Genomic DNA, 20,632 nt, shown 5'->3' on the forward strand with positions numbered 1-20,632 from the left:
CCGAGTCGCGAGATCACTTGCTTCATCCAAGGAAAGGGAACCATCATGGACGAACTCCGAATCGGCATTATTGGCATGGGAAAGATGGCGCGGCTTGCCATGCGCGTTTTCATGGAGTGCCATCTGACTCGCGTCGTTGCGTTCAGCGCGCGCCGGCAGGAGGTCGTAGAGCAAGTCTCAGCGGAGTTCTCCATACCCGGCTACCTTGATTACCGCAAGATGCTCGAGCGCGACGATCTCGACGCTATCGTCATCGCCACACCTGACAATTGGCACTTCGAGTTCGCACACGCTGCGCTTGAAAGCGGTCGACACATTTTTGTTGAAAAGCCGTTTACAACGAACGTGAAGGAAGCCGACATCCTGTTGCGGCTGGCGCATCAGAAAAACCGAAAGATCCAAGTGGCGTTCAATCATCGCTGGCTATCTTCGTACAACACAGCACACAGCACCATCTCGTCGGGTGAGATAGGCGTTCCCATAGGTGGCTACGCGCGCAAGAACGATACCATCGTCGTCTCGACAAAGAACATTCGATGGGCGGGCGAAACAACGTCTGCGTGGCTGCTCTCCTCGCACGACATCGACCTCGTGCGCTGGTTCCTCGGCAGTGAACCGCTCGAAGCGCGCGCCTATGGTCGCAAGGAATTTCTGCTCGCGCGTGGCGTGCCCACCTATGACATGATCCAGGCGCAGGTAAAGTTCGCGAATGGCGCCTTCGTTACGTTTGAATCCGGCTGGATCTACCCGAACACGTTTCCTACGAACGTGGACTCCTACATCCAGCTGGTCGGTTCCGCTGGCACCGTGCTACTGGATCGCAAATGCGAATCGTTGGAGGTCAGCACAGAGAAGTCGTTCAGCTATCCCAAGAACTTCCTCAGCGCCGACATCTTCGGCCGCGTGCGCGGAGCATTCCCTTCGTGCCTGGAAGATTTCGCCCGCGCGATTCTTGCGGACCACACGCCGAAAGTTTCCGGCTTCGATGGCCGCCAGGTTACGGCGGCACTCGAGGCAATCCACGAATCGCTCGCGCGTGATGGAGAAACCGTGCGGATCAAACAGCCGGACGATGACATCTTGAGCTGGTCGAACAGCTAGCATCGAAGACGATCAACTCTCCCGCGCTACGATTCACGACGCCTGAGGCACATCGACCGACGCACTCGACTCCGCGGCGGCGATCTGCTGCGCACGCCGGGCACGGTAGACGCCCATCCCAATCAACGCTGCGCCTAGTGCCAGATCGATCTCCCGCGCACCGCGCGAGGCTGCAAGGAGTCCCGCGATGCACAGCAGCGAGCCAACGGATGCGCCTGCGAATGCAATCACTTTCGTCTGCTCCATCCTCTGTCCGGCCACCTGCACAATAGCCGGTCCGACGCTTGCGAAAACCCCATCGTACTTTTCCTGTTGAACGCGTTTCTCGCCGAATAGATACGTGCCAATCACCATTCCGAAGATCGTCACCCCGGTATTGACGAGCACCGACGCTCCATCATAGTTCTGCGCCATCCAGGGCCAGTGTCCCTTCGGGAAATACCATGTGCGCATACCGAGCAGCGTGAGGCCCATCGTAAGCCCAAGAAAGTATCCGACCACAACGCCCTGCCAGTTCAGCTTCTTCGATACCAGCGCCGCCATGAGCGGCACGAACGACGGAGCGATAAAGGCGCTTGCCAGCAGCACCATTAAGTGGAAGAGTGACTGGTCGCCACCGCGCGCTATGAATAACCCAATCCCAAGCGAGGTGCCACCGACCAGCAGCGTGATCAGGCGCCCGATATTCACCATTCGCTGATCGCTTGCATCCGGCCGAATCAGGCGCTGATAGACATCCTTTGTCAAAACGCTGGCGATCGCGCTGAAGTCCGAGCTGACCGTCGCCATGGTCGCCGAAAGCATCGCTGCAACGATAATGCCCACCATACCTGCGGGCAGCAACCTGAGCACCAGCAGCACATAAACGTCTGTGGTCTTACGCTGCGCAATCAGATCCGGCAGGAAAGTCCGCGCAAGGATCGCAGGCAGGATCATGAGCGGGCCGCCGATCAGGTACAGAAACGCTGAGAAGTACGCTGCCTTTGAAGCGTCGCGCTCGTTCTTCACCGAGTAGAACTTCTGCGCCAGCGACCACGAGCCATTCAGCGTGATAGTCAGCATTACTGCCCAGCCGGCTAGATAAATCCAGTTATATGGGCCGTTGGTCATGCGCAGGAATCCCGGCGGCATGACAGCAAGGGCATGATGTACCCCACCCGCCGCCCACACAGCAAGAGGTACGAGCAGAATTAGCGCCAGCGTCTTCATCAGAAACTGAATGTAGTCGGTGACCATAAGCGCCCACACGCCACCCAGGAACGTATAGACGATTGTGATGACACCGCAAATGATGACAGACCAGGCAACGGAAATTCCCAGGCCCACCGCTAGGAATGTACTCGTCGCGAATATCTTCAGCCCGTCCTCGGCCACTTTCGTCGGAATGCCGGCCCACGCCAGCAGTTGCCGCACAAACGGACTGAATCGCCGTTCCATAAACTCCACCGGCGTCACTACCCGAGCACGTCTCCATTGCCGTGCAAAGATAAACGCCCCGGCGAGGCAGCCAGGCACGGCAACCCAGATAAGGCTGATCGCCGTAAAACCATACGTGTACCCGATCTGTGAGTAGGAAACGAATGCCAGCGCGCTAGCACTCGACATGTAGTGCGAGATCCCCGCCAGCCACCACGGCACGCGATGACCGCCGGCGAAATAGTCTTCGGCCGAATGCATCCTGCGCCGATAATAGAGGCCCACCAGGAGGACTAGTAGCAGGTAACCTCCGATCATCACCAGATCGGAGGTTGTTAGTGGAAACTGTCTCCTGGCTCCGCTCATCGGACCTGCTGATCTCCACCACCATTGTCAGGCAGCATGGTTGCGTCGCCAATGATCGTTCGTGCTCTTGCTCTAAAAAGAGGTGCGAGCAAAGCCCGCACCGGCCGGAATCAAAACGTGAAGCGCGCAGATAATTGAATCACCCGGCTTCCTTCGCCGGTCGTTACATCGCCGAAGTTGTTGACAGCCGCGCCACCATTTTGGGTTTCGCTAACGTTGGCGACAACGGGTGCCGACGTGCCGCCAATCGAGGTCCCGCCACCGTCCCAGTTCGTATGGTTGAACACATTCAGGAAGTCCGCCCTGAACAGGAACACCTGTCCTTCGCGGATCGGAAAATTCTTCAGCAAACTCATGTCATAGTTCCAATAGCCCGGACCCCAGTAACCATCGCGTGGCGAGTTGCCCCACTGCCCCGGGGCCGGCGATACGAAAGCCGCTGGATTGAGCCACTGTGCCGTCGACGAATGTGCATGGTTGTGCGTATAGATACTCGCTCCGGGAATCACATTTGCGCGACCCGCAATCCAGCCCGGGTAAGTTGAAGGAACCACATACCCCACCGAGAATGATGGCCCTGTCTCATACGTAGTGACACCGGAAAGAGTCCATCCGCCCACGGCTTCGCTCAATACGCCTTTCTTCAGCCAGTGGCGATCGCGGCCAAACGGCAGATCGAAAACGTAATTCGCCACAAACGTATGCCGCGCGAGGTACGGGCAGTTACCGTAATCGAGCCGCGGCTGGTTAACGATCTGCGGACCCTCGCCCGTCGGATGTGCGATGTCGCGGCAGTTAGTCCACTCATACTGACCCTGCGCGAGGAAGCCCTTCGCGAATTGGTGCAGTCCTTCTACCTGGAGCTGATCGGTATTTGAGATGTTCTCGTTATTCGTTGTATCGATCGGGCCCCACGGCTGGTAAGGACGCTCATTTTGCAGCGGCTGCGTCGGTTGCTGCACGACTGGGATGTTCGAGTTCCACACAGTGATTGGCAGGTCCGTGGTGCGGTTGCCCACGTAGCTCATGCGCAGCTTCCAGTTGTAGGCAAATTGGTGTTCTCCAGTCAGATTGAACTGCTGAATCCGCGCATTCTTGAAGTCCGAGTTCATTGCGTAAACCGTCGGGTGCGCTGCCGGAGCACCAGCTTGGCTTGTAGGGAATGGAGCGTTGAATGTAATGTCTGGCAGATACGGAGTCGCAGGCTTGGAGGGCTTCGCGGAGTTGTATACAACGCTTCCGCCCCACGGCGGATTCTTTATGTTCTGGTTGAATCCGATATAACCCGCGTTGAAGTTGTAGTACATACCGTATCCGCCGCGCAGAACTGTGTCGTTGTTCTGCGTCAGGCGCCACGCAAAGCCCACGCGGGGCCCAAAGTTGGTGCGATCCGGCTGATAAAAGGTAATCGGCAGTCCGAGCGCCTGAGTCGTAGTGAACGGATATGCATTGAATTGCGCCGCAATCGTTCCCACAGGCTGCGTCGGTGTGCTCGAGTTTTCGGGAAGCACCAGCTTGTTCTGATCAAAGCTGAAGTACGTCGCGAGATTGCCCTTCGTATTCCAGGGTGATTGATACATGTAACGCAGTCCATAGTTGATAGTGAGGCTCGGCGCCACCTGCCATACATCCTGACCATAGAATTCCCAGTCGCGGCTGTACGTATCCGTCGTCGGCGAAGCTGAACCGGTCGTTGCACTGGTCGCATCGCCCAGCAGGAAATCCGCGAAGGTATTGCCGATCGAGGTTGGCTGTCCCGGCCATCCTCCATTGCCCGTCCACGTGCCGTTGAAGGTAAACGTTCCCAGCGGGCCGAAACCTCCGGTTGGAGTGTAGATTTTGAAGCCCGTCTCGTCGATGCCGGCCTGCAGAGTGTGCCGCCCGATCACATGCGTGAAGTCGTCGGTGATCTCAATGTCGTACTCGTGCGTGTAATCCCCCAGCCCAATATCGCCAATGGATGTGTACCCGGTCGTCGTCATCGTGGGCAGGCCGCGATTATTGCTTGACGTGAGGTTCGTAAAGATCGAATACGGATTGAACTGTGCGTTCTGCCCGCTGCGAATGCTCTCATGATCAAACCATGCTCCGCGCAACGAGTTCGTCGTGTTCGCTCCGAACGTGTGAATCTCCGTTCCGCTCAAGGTATACGTCTTATAGCCGTAGTTCTGGCCATTGCCGAAGGTCGATGGCGTTCCCAACGGATCGAACCACGGCAGACCCACGGAGTGCGAGTAGACACCAAACAACGAGTCATGATCTGACACGTGATAGTCCATCCGCAGGTCCCACTTGTTTACGTCGAACACCTGCGCTACTGTCGTGGTGTAGTTGTACTGCTCTGCCACCCCGTTGGCCATCTTCGTCCCCTGCGGAAGCCCCGGCGAAGTCGGATCCGTCGGGTTCGGCAAAAACGCTAGCAGTGCCTGCGCCTGCGAGGTGATCATGGTTCCGGGAATCACATTATTCGCAAATGGCTGACCATTTTGCGGATTGTAAAGCTGCACGCCGCCGCTGGCAGTGCATACGCCGTTCGCGTTGTAGGTCGCACACAGCGCGCCGAAATTCCCCTGCTTCTCGGCTGCCGTCGGCAGGTTGTCCTGCACGACCACCGGCACATTCTGCCGCAGACCGTCGTAATCAAAGAAGAAAAACGCGCGGTTCTTAAGTATCGGACCGCCGACATCGCCACCGAATTCATTCCGGTGGAACGGAGGCCGCGGAATTTTTGCCGCGTTGTTTACAAACGTATTCGCGTTCAGGATCGTGTTCTCGAGATACTCATATGCGTCGCCATGAAACCGGTTCGTACCCGCCTTCGTGACCATCTGTACGTTCACAACTCGGCTGTAACGCGCATCCATCCCGATACCGCCGATGTTCACCTCCTGCAGCGAACTGAGCGCCGGAAGGTTAACGCCGCCCAACCCGAATGAGTACGACCCGCCGCCGTTGCCGGGGTCATTCACACTCACACCATTCAGTGTGAAATTGTCCGCGCCCCAGTGCGTACTCCCGGCAATCTGCGGCGACGAGTTAAAGGTTGCGCGGCCCACACCCGCGGCCAGAACGAGAAAACTATCTATATCCTGGATCGCCGTCGGTAACTCTTTGAGCTGCGTCGTCGTAATCGGAGTCTGAATCGTTCCATTCTCAGTATCAATCAGCTGCGCTTCGGCAGACACCTGCACCGTGTCCGACACTGAGCCAACCTTCATCTTCAAGTCGCCGCGCACCGTCACTTGCGCCAGAACCTGGACACCGGTCTCAGTCTCCGTCGTAAATCCCTGTCTCTCTGCCCTAATCGAATACACCCCAGGGTCGAGCTCCGGCACCGTGTAGTTCCCGGTCGCGTCGGTCTTCGTATGCGCAGCAACTCCGGTCTGCTGATCGGTGATAGTCATCTGCGCGTCGGGAATTCCTGCCCCGCTCACATCGCTGACGCGGCCAGTAATCGAACTGCGCACCACTTGCGCCCCAACTGCACCGGCGATGATGAAGCCCGACACCGATAGCGCCACTACGAAACGAAAACGCCTCAACAGCCTCACACCACCATGGGAAAAGGTCATATGCATATCTCCGTTTTCTGTGGCTCTCCTGGTCACAATCGCGTTGTTCAATTAGCAGAACATGTATTCAGTAAGATAACCGGTGGGTCACTTCTACCACCTGAGAAAAGGCGCCGTCAAGAGCCGAGATAAGGAGAAAGGCCACGTCAGCCGATAACGACCAAGCAGCATCAACGCGCAACTATACGAGCGGCGTTCAGCAATTCATTTCGTTGACGCATACCTCTTCGCACCGAGGCAGCACGGAGGACTGCCGTCGACGCGATCGGGTTGCATCTGGATTGTCATGCAGTGCTTTGCTGGGTTGTTCTGCGCACCATTACTGGATCAACCACCATTACCGAGTCAGTAAGCCGCAATTCCCGTGACACTTTGACCGATGATTAGTGCGTGAATGTCGTGGGTACCCTCGTAGGTCTTCACCGATTCCAGATTCATCATGTGGCGCATGATTGGGTAGTCGTCCACAATGCCATTCGCACCAAGGATATCTCGTGCCATGCGTGCGCACTCAAGCGCCATCCACACATTGTTCTTCTTCGCCATCGAGATGTGTTGAAACGCCGCCTTCCCCTGATCTTTCAGGCGGCCAAGTTGCAGCGATAACAGTTGGGCCTTGGTGATCTCCGTGATCATCCACGTTAGCTTTTCCTGCACAAGTTGATGGCTGGCAATGGGCTGATCACGAAATTGCTTCCGCTGCTTTGCATACTGCAAAGCGGTGTCATAGCAGGCCATAGCAGCGCCAATTGCGCCCCAGCTGATTCCGTACCGTGCCTGACTGAGGCACATCAAGGGAGATTTCAGCCCATCTGACTTCGGCAGCAGGTTCTCCGCCGGAACGCGGACATCCTGCATGGCCAGGCCTGAGGTGACCGAAGCGCGAAGAGACCACTTGCCATGCACATCGTGCGTGGAAAATCCGGGGCGATCGGTTTCAACAAGAAAGCCGCGAATACGCCAGTTCTCGGGAGCGACGCCCGGCTCTTCGACCTTAGCCCAGATAACGGCAACATCAGCGATGCTGCCGGAGGTAATCCACATCTTCTCTCCGTTGAGAACGTAGTCGTCGCCATCTTTGCGTGCGCGCGTCCTCATGCTGCTGGGGTTCGAACCGAAATCTGGCTCGGTCAGTCCGAAGCAGCCAAGCTTTTCTCCTGTAGCCATCTTGGGTAGCCAGTAGTCTTTTTGCTGCTCTGAGCCGAAGGCAGAAATGGGATACATGACCAGCGCCGACTGCACGCTGACAAAGCTGCGGAGGCCGGAGTCCCCGCGCTCGAGTTCCTGCATCAGCAGGCCGTATTCGACGTTGTTCATTCCAGCGCAGCCGTATCCCTCAATCGTTGCCCCATAAAAGCCGAGTTCACCCATGGGACGCACCAGCTCGCGAGGAAAGCGGCCGTCGCGGTTGCACTGTTCAATGATGGGAATGATTTTCTCTTCGACGAACGCGCGCGTGTTACGGCGAACTAGTAGCTCATCGTCCGAGAGAAGAGAGTCAAATTGGAGGAAATCAACTCCTTGAAACTTGAATGCCATAGCAGTAAAGTACCTCAGGAAGAGACGACTTGTTGCACATCCGAAGGGCGAACCGATCGTGTGGCGTTCATCCTCGGCTCAGGAGGACCACAATGGCGGATCGCGCAAAGACCCCGGACGAAGATATGCATAAGGGCGCAGTAGAAGACGATAGTGTTCAGGATAATCTCAAGCGACGCTCACACAACTCCATGGCGGGTCAGCTCGGACATCGGGACCAGGATGAGATGCTGAAGGACAACGATACGGATTACCCCGAGCCCAATGCGGAAGCGGAACACAGCGGCGAGTAGCAGCCTCGAACTCAAAAACTACATCAACCTCTGCATTACTTCATCGAGCACCGCCTTGCCCGGCCGCACACGCGCATCTGGCAAGGTGGCCAGAGGGTCATCGACCAGGTTCAACAACTCGGTGAAGGTAGGCTTCGCAGTGTTCACATGGAAGATACCGGTCAGGATTTCATCATTTGCATGTGCGGCCATCAATGCGGAAATCGCCCCCGCACGATCCGCAGGGTCGAAGTCTTCACGCAGCTTGCGCAGTCGTAGATGACTACCGTCGTGCATTCTCACGTCGATCGTCGTGCCTGGATCGTATTCCACGTCGATCTCTTGAAAGTAAGGCACGAAGCCGACCTCGGAGATCGCCTCTTCATGCTCCTGCATGTATTTGTAGCTTTTAGTAGAGCCCTCGTGATCGTTGAACGTGACGCAGGGCGAAATGACATCGAGCACGACCGTGCCGCTGTGCGCGATGGCCGCTTTCAGCATCGCAAGCAGCTGCTTCTTGTCACCCGAGAAGGACCGCCCCACGAATGTAGCTCCTAATTGAATCGCAAGGGCGCAGAGATCGATCGCCGGCAGATCGTTGATCACCCCGGTCTTTAGCTTTGACCCAACATCTGCAGTCGCGGAGAATTGTCCCTTCGTTAAGCCGTAGACTCCATTGTCCTCAACGATGTAGATGATCGGGAGATTGCGGCGGAGCATGTGTACAAACTGCCCAATACCAATGGAGCCGGTGTCTCCGTCGCCGCTCACCCCCAACGCCTTCATGGTGTGGTTGGCCAGCAGGGCTCCTGTCGCAACCGAAGGCATGCGCCCATGAACGCTGTTGAACGAGTGAGATCGGCTCATGAAGTAGGCCGGGCTCTTCGAGGAGCAGCCGATGCCGGAAAGCTTCATCAGCCGTTCGGGTTGAACTCCCATCTCATAGCAGGCATCGATGATACGTTCCGAGATCGCGTTATGGCCGCAGCCAGCGCAAAGCGTCGTCTTGCCGCCACGATAATCAAGAACCTGAAGCCCGATTCTGTTTGTCTTGACTGCCGGCTTCGGCGCCACTGGATTGGATGTAGCTGGAGTCGTTGCCATTAGACGCCTTCCTGCGTGACAAGATCGTCGGTGATGGACCGCGCGTCAATCGGCAGCCCATTGAAGTGGCGGATGCTGCGCAGCCTGACAACATCCTCAGCCTTTATATCCAGCTTCAGCAGGCTCAACATCTGAGAGTCGCGGTTCTGCTCAACCACGTACACCCGCTCGTGCGAGGCTATGAAATCATGGGTTTCACTCGTAAACGGATAGGCGCGAAGTCGAAGATAGTCCGTCTCGATCCCGTATTCCTTGTGCATCTGATCGCGGCTCTCACGCGCTGCAAAATCAGAGGTCCCAAACGCAATCAGCCCTATCTTCGCCTTGCCCGTCTGCACGACTTCGGGCCGCGGGACGAGCGAGCGAGCGGTCTCGAACTTCTTTGCCAGCCGCTCCATATTGTTGAGATAGTCGTCCGGCCGCTCAGTGTATTGGGCCTTCTCATTGTGGCCTGAGCCGCGCGTGAAGTAGGCCGCAAGCGGATGGTCAGTCCCCGGCAATGTGCGATAGCCCACGCCATCACCATCGACATCTTTATAGCGGGCAAAGCCGCCCAGCTTCTTCAGATCCTCCGCATTCAGCACCTTACCTCGGTTCAACGGCTTGTCAGGGTAAGGAAATGGGTCGGACATCCAGTTGTTCATTCCCAGATCGAGATCAGACATGACGAAAACAGGCGTCTGCAATTGCTCCGCGAGATCGAACGCCACCTGCGCCATCTCGTAGCACTCTCTGACATTGCCTGGAATCAACATGACGTGCTTTGTGTCTCCATGCGACAGAAACGCGACAGAGAGCAGATCGCCTTGCTGATTGCGCGTCGGGAGACCGGTCGACGGCCCCGTGCGCTGTATATCGAAAATCACTCCGGGAAGCTCGGCGTAATAGCCGAGCCCGGCAAACTCTGCCATAAGCGATATACCCGGCCCGGATGTCGCCGTCATCGCGCGCGCGCCGGCCCAGCCAGCTCCAAGCACGGCGCCAATTGCCGCCAGTTCGTCTTCAGCCTGCACGACTGCAAAAGTTGCCTTGCCATTGTCTTCTATGCGGTAACGCTTTGCGAGATCGATGAAGTTTTCGACCAGCGATGACGACGGCGTGATCGGATACCACATCGCCACTGTGCAGCCAGCGAAAACACATCCAAGTGCAGCCGCTGTATTTCCGTCGATAATGATCTTCCCTGCGGTCTCATTCATCGGCTCGAGAACAAAGGGATCGTGCTTCGTGAAGTTCGCCGAGGCATACTCGTAGCCTGCCTGGACCGCCGCCCAGTTGAGGTCTGCAGCTTTAACCTTCTTGGCAAATTGCTTACGCAAGGCGGCTTCGACGGCGACGAGATCCATCTTCAGAAGCTGCGCGGCGATGCCAACGTAGACCATGTTCCTGACCAGCTTGCGCAGCTTCGCCTCAGGACAGACTGCAGCGGTCAGCTTGTCAAACGGCACCGGATAGCAGGCCACATCGCTCCGGAGCTGCTGGAGATTGGCAGACTCTTCATAAATCGCTGCTGCTCCCGCCGGCAGCGACAGCATGTCCTCTTGCCATGTTTCCGGATTCATCGCAATCAGGATGTCGATCTCCTTCTTGCGAGCGATATATGAATCTTTGCTGGCGCGGATCGTGTACCAGGTGGGTAGGCCGGCAATATTGGAAGGAAAGAGGTTTTTGCCGCTGACCGGAATTCCCATCCGGAAGATTGACCGCAGCAATACCAGGTTGGCTGATTGGGATCCTGATCCGTTTACCGTCGCGACCTGAATGCTGAAGTCGTTGACGATGTTCCGCTGCGGAGACTGCCGAGGCATCTCTGTTTCAGTTTGGGTCCCGCCTTCGACGTGTTCTGCCGCCATGAGTAGTTCTCCCTCCTTTAATGGAAGCTGGGAGTTTCACGAAGCCACAATACCATATACGTTCCCAAGCTCGGCTTGAGGCGTCGCGCTGCGGGAACCATCGTTTTTGACGCGTTGTACTTCAATTGATACCTTGATTTGTCGAAATGATGATGGAGAATCAGGTTGCATAACTGTTTCGAGCGATAGGTTCGGTTGATAACATTTACCGGCTCAGGTGTTTATGAATCCTCCGGTCTTCGGCGGCTACCTTCCCATCGTGGTCCTTGCGATCGCCGCCGCAGGTTTTGCGATCGCTCCGCTCCTACTTGCGTGGCTCTGGTCAAAGAGCTTCTCTCCGCGCAAACCAGGACCGTACAAAAACTCCACGTATGAATGCGGTCTGGAGGCAAAGGACACCACCTGGATACCCTTCAGCCCGGAATATTACCTTTACGCGATCATCTTTCTGATCTTCGATGTAGAAGCGATCTTCCTTCTGCCGTTCGCCGTATCATTCAGCGGTCTAAGCGTGGGGGCCTCCATCGCCATGGTGGTCTTCTTGCTCCTGCTGGTCGAAGGACTCGTATGGGCATGGCAGAAGGGCGTATTGACCTGGGTATGACGATCAGGCAGAAGTGCGGAACGTCGAAGAAACAGGACGGCACAGGATCGCGATGGACCAGAAACTCAGAATCGAATTGAGCAAACAAGGGATCGTCACAACGACTCTCGAAGAGCTCTACAACTGGGGCCGGAAGAACTCCGTGTGGCCGATGACGTTTGGTCTCGCGTGCTGCGCCATCGAAATGATTGCAACAAGCATGGCGCGTTACGACCTGGCGCGATTTGGCGCCGAAGTGTTCAGAGCCTCTCCTCGTCAGGCTGACCTGATCATTGTCTCCGGCACCGTGACCAAAAAGATGGCCCCTCAGGTGGTGCGCCTCTATAACCAGATGGCAGAGCCAAAATACGTGATCGCCATGGGCGCATGCGCCATCTCAGGTGGCCCATTCAAGCAGGGGTACAACGTTTTGAAGGGCATCGACCGCTACATTCCCGTCGATGTACATATTCCCGGATGCCCTCCCCGTCCCGAAGCCCTCATTGATGCGTTCATGACCTTGCAGAAAAAGATCGCAGGTCAAACACTGACAGGCGAAGGCAGACCGCGGCATCTGGATCCGGAAGCGCCCAGCGAATTTGTCGTGCCGCGGTTCGGCGCGCATGATCTGGAGCCGCCGAACAACCCTGACGTCTTTCGCATTCTCAACAATGTCGATTCATGCGGGGCAGGAGACGTTAATGCTCGAGGAGATTAAGGCCAGGCTCGAAGCCTCTGTGCCCGGTTGCCACCCGGAGATCATCCTCGACAGCAGCCCCTCAGGACAGCATTCCCTGCTCCTCGATTCTGCCCACGCGGTGGAGGCAGCCACGTTTCTGCGCGACGATGCAGAGCTGCGGCTCGATTACTGCTCCAATGTCACCGGTGTGGACTGGCTTGAAACAGAGCACTCTCGCGGATATCTCGAAGCTGTCTATCACCTGTATTCCATGGAGAGGAAGCACGGCCCTGTCGTGCTTCGGCTGCGCACAGAGAACCGCACGGACAGAGTCCATTTGCCCTCGCTTACCCCAGTTTGGCGAAGCGCCGAGTTCCAGGAGCGCGAAATCTTCGACCTCTATGGAATCATCTTCGACGGCCACCCTGATCTGCGCCGCATCCTGATGTGGGATGAATTCGAAGATCATCCCATGCGCAGGGATTACGTCGAACCCGACGATTACGAATATGAACCAACAGCACACGATAAGGTTTTGACCAAGGCGAAGCAGCATGCCATGGGGCAGCCTGAGTAAACCATGATGAGCATGACCACAGCGCGGGTAGAGGAAGAGATGCACGACGATCCTGCCGCTCGCGGCGGTCAGGATGAACTGCTGGAAATTGCTCTGGGACCGCATCATCCATCAACGCATGGCGTCTTCCGCATGGATGTGGTGCTCGACGGAGAACAGGTCGTGAAGCTGAAGCCCGTCTTCGGCTACCTGCATCGCAACCACGAGAAGATCGCCGAGTCAGTCAGCTATCTTGCCTCGATGCCGTATACCGATCGGCTCGACTACATCTGTTCGCTTACCAACAACTGGGCCTACGCGCTCGCCGTCGAAAAGCTCGCCGGGTTACAAGTTCCAGAACGCGCCGAGTACATCCGCATTATCACTGCGGAACTTACACGTCTGGTGAATCACACCGCCACGATCGGGTTTCTGACGCAGGAGATGGGCGCCAGCGGTACGCCGCTGATGTACGCTTTCCGCGAACGCGAAAAGATACTCGACCTTTTCGAATCGCTCACCGGCTCAAGAATGATGTGCAACTACATGCGTTTTGGCGGCTGTCGTGTCGAGTTGCCCGCTGGTTGGCTTGCACAGACGAAGAAGGTTGTTGAAGAGTTTCCACGCTTCCTGGATGAGTATGAGCAGTTGTTGACCGGAAATGAAATCTTCATGGCACGCGCTCAGGGTGTCGGCGTGCTTAAAAGAGACCTGGCAATCAATGCCGGCGTGACCGGTCCGATGCTTCGCGCGTCAGGAGTGAACTATGACATCCGTAAAGTGGACAAATACGGGATCTATGACCGCTTCGACTTCAAAATTCCGTTGGGTGAGCACGGCGATGTCTACGATCGCTATATGGTCCGCATGCTGGAGATGCGCGAATCGCTGAAGATTCTCAATCAAGCTCTGCGCGACCTTCCAGAAGGCCCCATCATGGACCCCAAGGCAAAGATCCGCGGCTTCCGTCCTAAACCCGGCGAAGCTTATGGACGGATCGAAGCGCCTAAGGGCGAGCTCGGCTTCTATCTCATCAGCGATGGCTCGGCCAATCCATACCGCTACCGCGTTCGCCCACCAAGTTTGATCAACCTGACTGTCCTTGAAGATATGTGCCGCGGTTACAGTGTCGCGGACACCATTGTGATCTTTGGCACCGTAGATATTGTGTTGGGGGAGGTGGACCGTTAGAACAACCCATCCATATGTGACAAGTCACACAGCCTGTGCGGGAGACATAAGCCATGCTGGGTGAAGGCATCCTGAAAGGACTGGTGGAGACCGCCCGGAACTTCTTCGGCAGCTTCATCAGCAAGGACCGGCTGACCACCATCCAGTTTCCTGAAGAGCGCCTGCCTCAGCCTGAGGCTGCGCGCAATTTTCCCTTCCTCGTCTACGACGGCGACAACTGGCAGGCAGGGATGCGCTGTGTTGCCTGCCAGATATGCGAAAAAGAATGTCCGCCTCAATGCATCTTCATCGAAAAAAGCAGCGACAAGAAACCCGATCACACAGGCAAGCCACAGTTTTACCCTGCGGTCTTCAACATCGACATCTCGGTTTGCATGAGTTGCCAGATCTGCGTTGAGGTCTGCCCGTTCGATGCCATCGAGATGGACACCGCGTTCGAGCTAAGCACGACCGATCGTTTTGGCGGACTGCTCTGGGACAAAGAACAACTGGCGAAGCCCAACAGCTACTTTCACAAGATCCATCCAGTTACAGCAACTGAAGTAGATGAACGACTGGATGCTGCCAAGGCCAAGGCTAAGGCAAAGCCCCCCGCGAATGCCGCCGTTTCAACAGCTCAACCCGATTCTTCGCCTACGACAAGCTGACAGCTATGACTGAAACGACGGACCAAATCTTCGTGCTTCTCAAACACTGGATACTGGCACATTCGCCTGTTTGGGTGCAGCCGCTTTTCTCTGCTGTGCTGTCAGCCGTCGCAATTCTTGCTGTGTTCGCTTCTCTGTTCGCCTTAACAACGATTCTTGAGCGCAAAGGGCTGGGCCGATTCCAAAACCGATACGGTCCGAATCGAGTCGGCCCCTTCGGCCTGTTGCAACCGCTCGCAGATGGGCTGAAATCATTGACCAAAGAAGATATCGTTCCGCACTCAGCGGATGCTGTCGTTCACATGCTGGCGCCAATCGCGCTTGTCGCCGCAGCGTTTCTTGGCTATGCCGTTCTGCCCTTGGGCCGTAACATGACTGCGATCAACCTGGACGCCGGCCTCCTTTATTTCTTTGCCGCCGGCTCGGCGATCGAACTCACTATCTTTATGGCCGGCTGGTCCAGCCGCAACAAGTACTCGCTGCTCGGCGCGATGCGCGCTATCGCACAGATGATCAGCTACGAAATTCCGTTGATTCTTTCTACGATCACCGTCGTCATGGCGGCGGGTACTCTATCAACCGTCGCGATCGTGGAAAGTCAGTCCGGTTATTACGGAATTCTGCCGCATTGGTTTGTCTTCACGCCATGGGGGTTCGCCGGCTTCGTGCTCTTTATGATCGCGGGCATTGCGGAATCCAATCGCTCGCCGTTCGATCTGCCCGAAGGCGAATCCGAAATTATTGCCGGCTATCTGGTCGAATACTCCGGCTTCAAGTTCGCTTTGTTTTTCCTCGGCGAATACATCGGGATGTTCGCGATCTGCGGGCTGGCCATCACGCTCTTTCTCGGGGGCTGGACCGCACCATTTTCTTTTCTCACCTGGGTCCCATCCTACTTCTGGTTCTTCGCTAAACTCGTCGTGCTGATTGCCATGCTTATCTGGATCCGCAGTACACTCCCTCGCCTTCGCATGGACCAGCTTATGAACTTTGCGTGGAAATTCATGCTGCCGATGGCACTGATCAACCTGTTTGCCGCGGCCATCTGGCATTTCACGCCTTCCGGCGTTATTCGATGGCTTGTTGCTGCAATCCTGCTTGCTGTCTCTTATTTCCTGCTTGGACGCGGCCTCATGCAGTCGAAGAAGCTGCAAAGGCGAACCTACCAGTTCGCCGATTAGGAGTGCGATGCATTGCATGTCATGGTGCAATTTGGCGCGGTCAAGAACTTTTTGTTGCTGGAGACGCGCTGATTAACGAGAATGTCAGCGATGTAACAAACGTAGAACGAAGGCCGATGAAAATGGAGACGTGCCGGGAGAGGTGAGCTTGTCATTTGCCATCGCCGCTGTGTTCACGGTTGCCGGAGCGCTCGCCGCAATGACTCTGCGCAACCTCGTCCACTGCGCTCTGGCACTTGTGCTGGCCTTTACGGGATTGGCCTGTTTATATCTCCAGCTTGGCGCTCAATTCGTTGGTTTCGCCCAGATTCTGATCTACGTCGGCGCGGTAGCAATCCTCATTGTTTTCGCAATCCTTCTTACCCGGAACCACGAGGGGATGACACGGCTGGCTGTTTCGCCTGGATGGGCCACAAGCATCCTCGTCGCCGCCGCTGTATTTGGAATCCTGGCCTGGGTGATTCGTTCAAGCGCGGTATCAGCACTTCCGCTCCGACCCCGCCCCGAAGTTACTGTCAGGCAGATCGGTGACGCGTTGATGTCGCAGTTTGTGCTTCCGCTTGAGGTGATTGGCCTGCTGCTGACCGCCGCGCTTGTAGGAGCGGTGACCATTGCCATGCGTGAACAGAGGAGGGAGAAATGACAGCACCAGTCGATTACCTTCTTCTTTCCGCAGTCATCTTCGCCATCGGCCTGGCTGGCGCCCTCGTCCGCCGCAACGCCATACTCGTTCTCATCGGGATCGAACTTATGCTCAACGCCGCGAATCTGAACTTCATCACATTCTGGCGATACAGCGCGAATCCCGAAGCGCTGACAGGCGTCATGTTTGCTCTCTTCTCAATCGGTATCGCAGCGGCCGAAGCCGCCGTTGGTTTGGCTCTGATCATCGCTGTGCATCGACATTTCAAGACGACAAATCTCGACCGGATCGATTCGATGAGGGGATGAGCAAACAGTGACCTGGATCGCACATAACCTCTGGCTCATTCCCTCGATGCCTGTCATAGCGGCTGGACTGAGCGCAATCGCCCACCGCAAACACCGCCTGTTTGCAGCATCCGTTGCGATTGGCTCCATATCTCTCTCGTTGTTGCTGTCTCTGATTGCATTTGCAGAGACTCTTCGGTTCGGTAATCAAGGGAACGCAGCGAGGCAGATCTGCGATTTCGGTTGGTTCCAAGTGGGAAGTGAGTGGCTCAAGGTGGGATGGGTCCTCGATCCACTTACAGCCGTAATGTTGGTGATGGTCACCTTCGTCGGTCTGCTGATCTTCATCTATAGCGTCGGCTATATGGCGCACGACGAGAATTTCGCGCGCTTCTTCTGTTTCCTCTCACTCTTTGCCGGGGCAATGCTGGGCCTCGTCATCGCGAACAGTCTCCTCTTGCTCTTTATCTGCTGGGAGATCGTTGGCCTCACATCATATTTGCTCATCGGCTTCTGGTATCAAAAGCCAAGCGCAGCAGCCGCGGCAAAGAAAGCATTCATCACCACGCGGATCGGCGATCTCGCGTTCCTGCTGGGAATGGTCTGGCTGTATTCCCAGGCAGGTACGTTGCTTTTCTACGACAATGGCGCTGGCTGCCTTGAACACACCGCGCTTATCAAGCTTGTCACACACACGACGATCTTCGGCATGGCCGCTTCCACGGGGATAGCACTGCTGATCTTTTGCGGAGCAATCGGAAAGTCCGGTCAGGTGCCGCTGCATGTCTGGCTGCCGGATGCGATGGAGGGCCCAACGCCAGTGAGCGCGTTGATTCACGCGGCTACTATGGTTGCTGCCGGCGTCTTCCTGGTTGCGCGTGTGTATCCACTGATGAGTGGCCATGCCGGGCTCGATTTGTCGCCCGAAGCAGCACCCGCGCTAAAAGTTGTCACCTGGGTTGGCGCCATCACTGCTGTCTTCGCTGCGAGTATTGCCGTCGCTCAGGATGACATCAAGCGCATCCTTGCCTACTCTACCGTTTCCCAGCTCGGTTACATGATGCTCGGTCTTGGCGTTGGTGGCGTTGCTGTGGGAATGTTTCATCTGATCACACACGCTTTTTTCAAGGCCCTGCTCTTCCTGGGCGCGGGATCGGTCATCCATGGCTGCCATGAGGAACAGAACATCCGTCGCATGGGCGGATTGCGCAAGCTCATGCCAATCACATTCGCCACATACGCCATCGGGATGCTGGCACTATGCGGCTTTCCGCTCCTCTTCTCAGGCTTCTGGAGCAAAGATGCGATCCTTCACGCAGCATCCGGTTGGAGTGGATCGCGAACGCCCTTCTATCTGGCAGCTTTTGGTGTCTTGCTAACTGCCTTTTACATGACGAGGCAGGTCGTCTACGTCTTCTTCGGGGAATCGCCACGATTCGATCGGCCTGTAAAAACTCCACACGAAAGCCCTGTCATCATGACGTTTCCGCTCGTCATTCTCGCAGGTTTTTCTATGCTGCTGGGACTGATCGGCACACCCGCATGGCCATGGTTTAGCAGGTTTCTCGATGGCCAGCAGGTACGGTTCGATCTTCGAGGATTTGCAGAGAGTGGTGTCCTCGCGGTGATGCTTTCGTCGACAGCGCTCGTCTTGATAGGCCTGGGCGTAGGTTGGTTGCTTTACGGTAGTAAACCGGCGCCGGAGCCCGCAGCCCCCGATGCCCTCGAACGATTTACTCCGCAAATCTTTCGCGTGTTGCGTAACGGCTGGTTTGTTGACGCCTTTTATCAGGCTACCTTCGTTCGCTTCACTACATGGTTCTCCCGCGTATGTGACTGGCTCGATCGATCAGTCTTCAATGGCGCGGTTCAGTTCATATCGTCGCTTACACTCGGAGCTTCCCGGCTGAGCCGATCAACGGATGTTTCCGTGGTAAACCGCATCTTTGATCAAAGCTGTCAGGAAGCAGTCCTCAGCGGCCGGCTTCTTTCGCGCCTTCAGGATGGCCGCGTGCAAAGCTATCTCCGCGTCATCGGAATCGCCTTTGCAGGATTCGTCCTATTCCTCATCTGGGGTCACCACGGATGAAGGTATTTCCATTCCTTTCAGTGCTGACTGCTGTGCCCCTGATCGGCGCCATCACAATTCTTGGCCTTGGTGACAAGCAGAAGAACCGTGCTCGGATCCTCGCACTGGTTTTCAGCTTCATTGCACTCGCTCTGATACTTATCCTGTCTCACGGCTTTGACTCGGCTTCTGGACAGCTTCAGTTCCAGGAGTTGCACGCATGGATACCCTCGCTTGGCGCGGAGTATCACCTGGGCATCGATGGGCTTGGGCTCGTGATGCTGCTGCTTTCGGCTCTTGTCGTGACCATGTCGATTGCCGCGTCCTCGCAGATTCGCGAGCGAGAAAGTCTTTATTTCTCTCTCGTCCTGTTCCTTCAAGCTGGCCTGTTCGGAACGTTCACAGCTCTAAACTTTTTTCACTGGTTCATCTTCTGGGAGCTAAGCCTCATCCCCGCTTTCTTCCTCATCCAACTGTGGGGTGGGCCTCGACGCGCAGCCGCAGCGACTCAATTTTTTGTTTACACGATGGTCGGCAGCGTCGCATTGCTGCTCTCGTTTCTTGCCTTATTCCATTGCACAGGAACATTCGACTTTCTTCGCCTGTCTGAACTGGCACGAGAGGGCCAGCTTGTCCCGGCCATGGCTACACATCTCGCGTGGCACAGGTTTACGCCGGAACATATTGCACTCTTGATCTTTGGCGGTGTATTTCTCGGCTTCGCGGTTAAGGTCCCTCTCGTTCCACTTCATACATGGCTGCCTTCGACATACGCCGAAGCGCCAACCGGCACGACAATGCTGCTCACCGGCGCAATGTCAAAAATGGGTGTCTACGGGTTCCTTAGAATCGTTCTTCCAATCTTTGCCCCGCAGCTTCGATCTACGCTGACGGTGCTCTTGTGGCTCGCTGTATCCACAGTTGTTCTCTCCGCGTTTGCGGCCCTCGCGCAAAAAGACTTGAAGCGTATCTTCGCCTATTCCTCTATCAATCACCTTGGCTATTGCATGCTGGGAATCTTTGCAGTTGCCAGTTTCACCGGCAATTCCGTCGCTCTAACAACAGCTAAGATCGCGGCTCTCGATGGTGTGATCCTGCAGGTTTTCAACCACGCCCTGATTGCCTCGGCGCTATTTTGGTTCGTGGCGTTGCTGGAAACGCGCACTGGAGGATTGCGTGGCCTAAACGATTTCGGTGGTCTCCGCAGGGTCGTTCCCGTCTTCACCGGGCTGATGGGCATCGCCCTGTTTGCCTCTCTCGGCTTGCCTGGGCTGAACGGCTTCATCGGAGAATTCCTCATCTTTCGAGGCGTCTTCCCGCTCGCGGCATGGGCTGCTGCGCTCTCCCTCCTCGGCCTGCTTGTCACTGCAATCTTCATCCTGACAATACTGCAGCGTGTCTTCTCTGGTCCCCTCAATGAGCGGTGGTCGAACATGCCGGACCTGACAGTCACCGAACGGCTCGCGCTGTTTTCCCCAATCGCCCTCATGTTTGCATTGGGCGTCTTTCCGCAACTCATTCTCGGCATCATCAACAGCACCGTCATGACCCTGGTGCAGCAGGTGAGGTACTAG

At 56.2% G+C, this 20,632-nt stretch carries 17 protein-coding genes; 12 read left to right on the top strand and 5 right to left on the bottom strand.

The genetic code is table 11. The features are described from left to right. Positions 1–45: 45 nt before the first annotated feature. Positions 46–1,101, top strand: coding sequence for a Gfo/Idh/MocA family oxidoreductase (locus VGU25_09050; GenBank protein HEV2577346.1), 1,056 nt, complete (start codon positions 46–48; stop codon positions 1,099–1,101). Between the two features lie 33 nt (positions 1,102–1,134). On the opposite strand, the gene VGU25_09055 is transcribed toward VGU25_09050, so the two are convergent. From VGU25_09055 to VGU25_09065, 3 genes are all read right to left on the bottom strand, one after another. Beyond that, a complete protein-coding gene (locus tag VGU25_09055; protein HEV2577347.1) occupies positions 1,135–2,883 on the bottom strand; it encodes a hypothetical protein in 1,749 nt (582 codons plus the stop codon). Between the two features lie 110 nt (positions 2,884–2,993). Beyond that, on the bottom strand, positions 2,994–6,455 hold the full coding sequence (locus VGU25_09060; GenBank protein HEV2577348.1) for a carboxypeptidase-like regulatory domain-containing protein: 3,462 nt from the start codon (positions 6,453–6,455) through the stop codon (positions 2,994–2,996). A gap of 345 nt (positions 6,456–6,800) precedes the next feature. Further along, entirely contained in the window at positions 6,801–7,994 is a 1,194-nt protein-coding gene (locus VGU25_09065) for an acyl-CoA dehydrogenase family protein (GenBank protein ID HEV2577349.1), read from the bottom strand. A 92-nt stretch (positions 7,995–8,086) separates the two neighbouring features. Between VGU25_09065 and VGU25_09070 the strand changes: the two genes are divergently transcribed. After that, positions 8,087–8,287 (top strand): hypothetical protein, encoded by a 201-nt coding sequence (locus VGU25_09070; protein ID HEV2577350.1) that lies wholly within the window; start codon positions 8,087–8,089, stop codon positions 8,285–8,287. Between the two features lie 18 nt (positions 8,288–8,305). On the opposite strand, the gene VGU25_09075 is transcribed toward VGU25_09070, so the two are convergent. Both VGU25_09075 and VGU25_09080 read right to left on the bottom strand, forming a co-directional pair. Beyond that, complete coding sequence (locus tag VGU25_09075) at positions 8,306–9,340, bottom strand: 2-oxoacid:ferredoxin oxidoreductase subunit beta (protein ID HEV2577351.1); 1,035 nt, start codon at positions 9,338–9,340, stop codon at positions 8,306–8,308. Between the two features lie 29 nt (positions 9,341–9,369). Further along, a complete protein-coding gene (locus tag VGU25_09080; GenBank protein ID HEV2577352.1) occupies positions 9,370–11,223 on the bottom strand; it encodes a 2-oxoacid:acceptor oxidoreductase subunit alpha in 1,854 nt (617 codons plus the stop codon). Between the two features lie 223 nt (positions 11,224–11,446). On the opposite strand from VGU25_09080, the gene VGU25_09085 reads away from it, so the two are divergent. From VGU25_09085 to VGU25_09130, 10 genes are all read left to right on the top strand, one after another. Beyond that, positions 11,447–11,827 (top strand): NADH-quinone oxidoreductase subunit A, encoded by a 381-nt coding sequence (locus VGU25_09085; GenBank protein ID HEV2577353.1) that lies wholly within the window; start codon positions 11,447–11,449, stop codon positions 11,825–11,827. Between the two features lie 52 nt (positions 11,828–11,879). Continuing rightward, entirely contained in the window at positions 11,880–12,524 is a 645-nt protein-coding gene (locus VGU25_09090; GenBank protein ID HEV2577354.1) for an NADH-quinone oxidoreductase subunit B, read from the top strand. After that, positions 12,508–13,062, top strand: a complete 555-nt coding sequence (locus VGU25_09095; GenBank protein ID HEV2577355.1) for an NADH-quinone oxidoreductase subunit C — start codon at positions 12,508–12,510, stop codon at positions 13,060–13,062. Before VGU25_09090 ends, VGU25_09095 begins: the two co-directional genes overlap by 17 nt. Before the next feature lie 3 nt (positions 13,063–13,065). Then, positions 13,066–14,232: an NADH-quinone oxidoreductase subunit D gene (locus VGU25_09100; GenBank protein ID HEV2577356.1), complete on the top strand. Its 1,167-nt coding sequence runs from the start codon at positions 13,066–13,068 to the stop codon at positions 14,230–14,232. A gap of 53 nt (positions 14,233–14,285) precedes the next feature. Further along, positions 14,286–14,879: a 4Fe-4S dicluster domain-containing protein gene (locus VGU25_09105; protein ID HEV2577357.1), complete on the top strand. Its 594-nt coding sequence runs from the start codon at positions 14,286–14,288 to the stop codon at positions 14,877–14,879. Positions 14,880–14,884: 5 nt separating this feature from the next. After that, positions 14,885–16,060 carry an NADH-quinone oxidoreductase subunit NuoH gene (gene nuoH / locus VGU25_09110; protein HEV2577358.1) on the top strand — a complete coding sequence of 392 codons (1,176 nt, stop codon included), beginning with the start codon at positions 14,885–14,887 and terminating at the stop codon, positions 16,058–16,060. A 142-nt stretch (positions 16,061–16,202) separates the two neighbouring features. Continuing rightward, the gene (locus VGU25_09115) at positions 16,203–16,703 is read left to right on the top strand and encodes an NADH-quinone oxidoreductase subunit J (GenBank protein HEV2577359.1); all 501 of its coding nucleotides are present in this window, start codon (positions 16,203–16,205) and stop codon (positions 16,701–16,703) included. Continuing rightward, entirely contained in the window at positions 16,700–17,011 is a 312-nt protein-coding gene (gene nuoK / locus VGU25_09120; GenBank protein HEV2577360.1) for an NADH-quinone oxidoreductase subunit NuoK, read from the top strand. Before VGU25_09115 ends, nuoK begins: the two co-directional genes overlap by 4 nt. A 7-nt stretch (positions 17,012–17,018) precedes the next feature. Beyond that, positions 17,019–19,079 carry an NADH-quinone oxidoreductase subunit L gene (nuoL, locus tag VGU25_09125; protein ID HEV2577361.1) on the top strand — a complete coding sequence of 687 codons (2,061 nt, stop codon included), beginning with the start codon at positions 17,019–17,021 and terminating at the stop codon, positions 19,077–19,079. Next, positions 19,076–20,632 (top strand): NADH-quinone oxidoreductase subunit M, encoded by a 1,557-nt coding sequence (locus tag VGU25_09130; protein ID HEV2577362.1) that lies wholly within the window; start codon positions 19,076–19,078, stop codon positions 20,630–20,632. The genes nuoL and VGU25_09130 overlap by 4 nt, the downstream gene beginning before the upstream one ends.

This window comes from Acidobacteriaceae bacterium (assembly GCA_035944135.1).
Taxonomy (GTDB): Bacteria; Acidobacteriota; Terriglobia; order Terriglobales; family Acidobacteriaceae; genus Granulicella.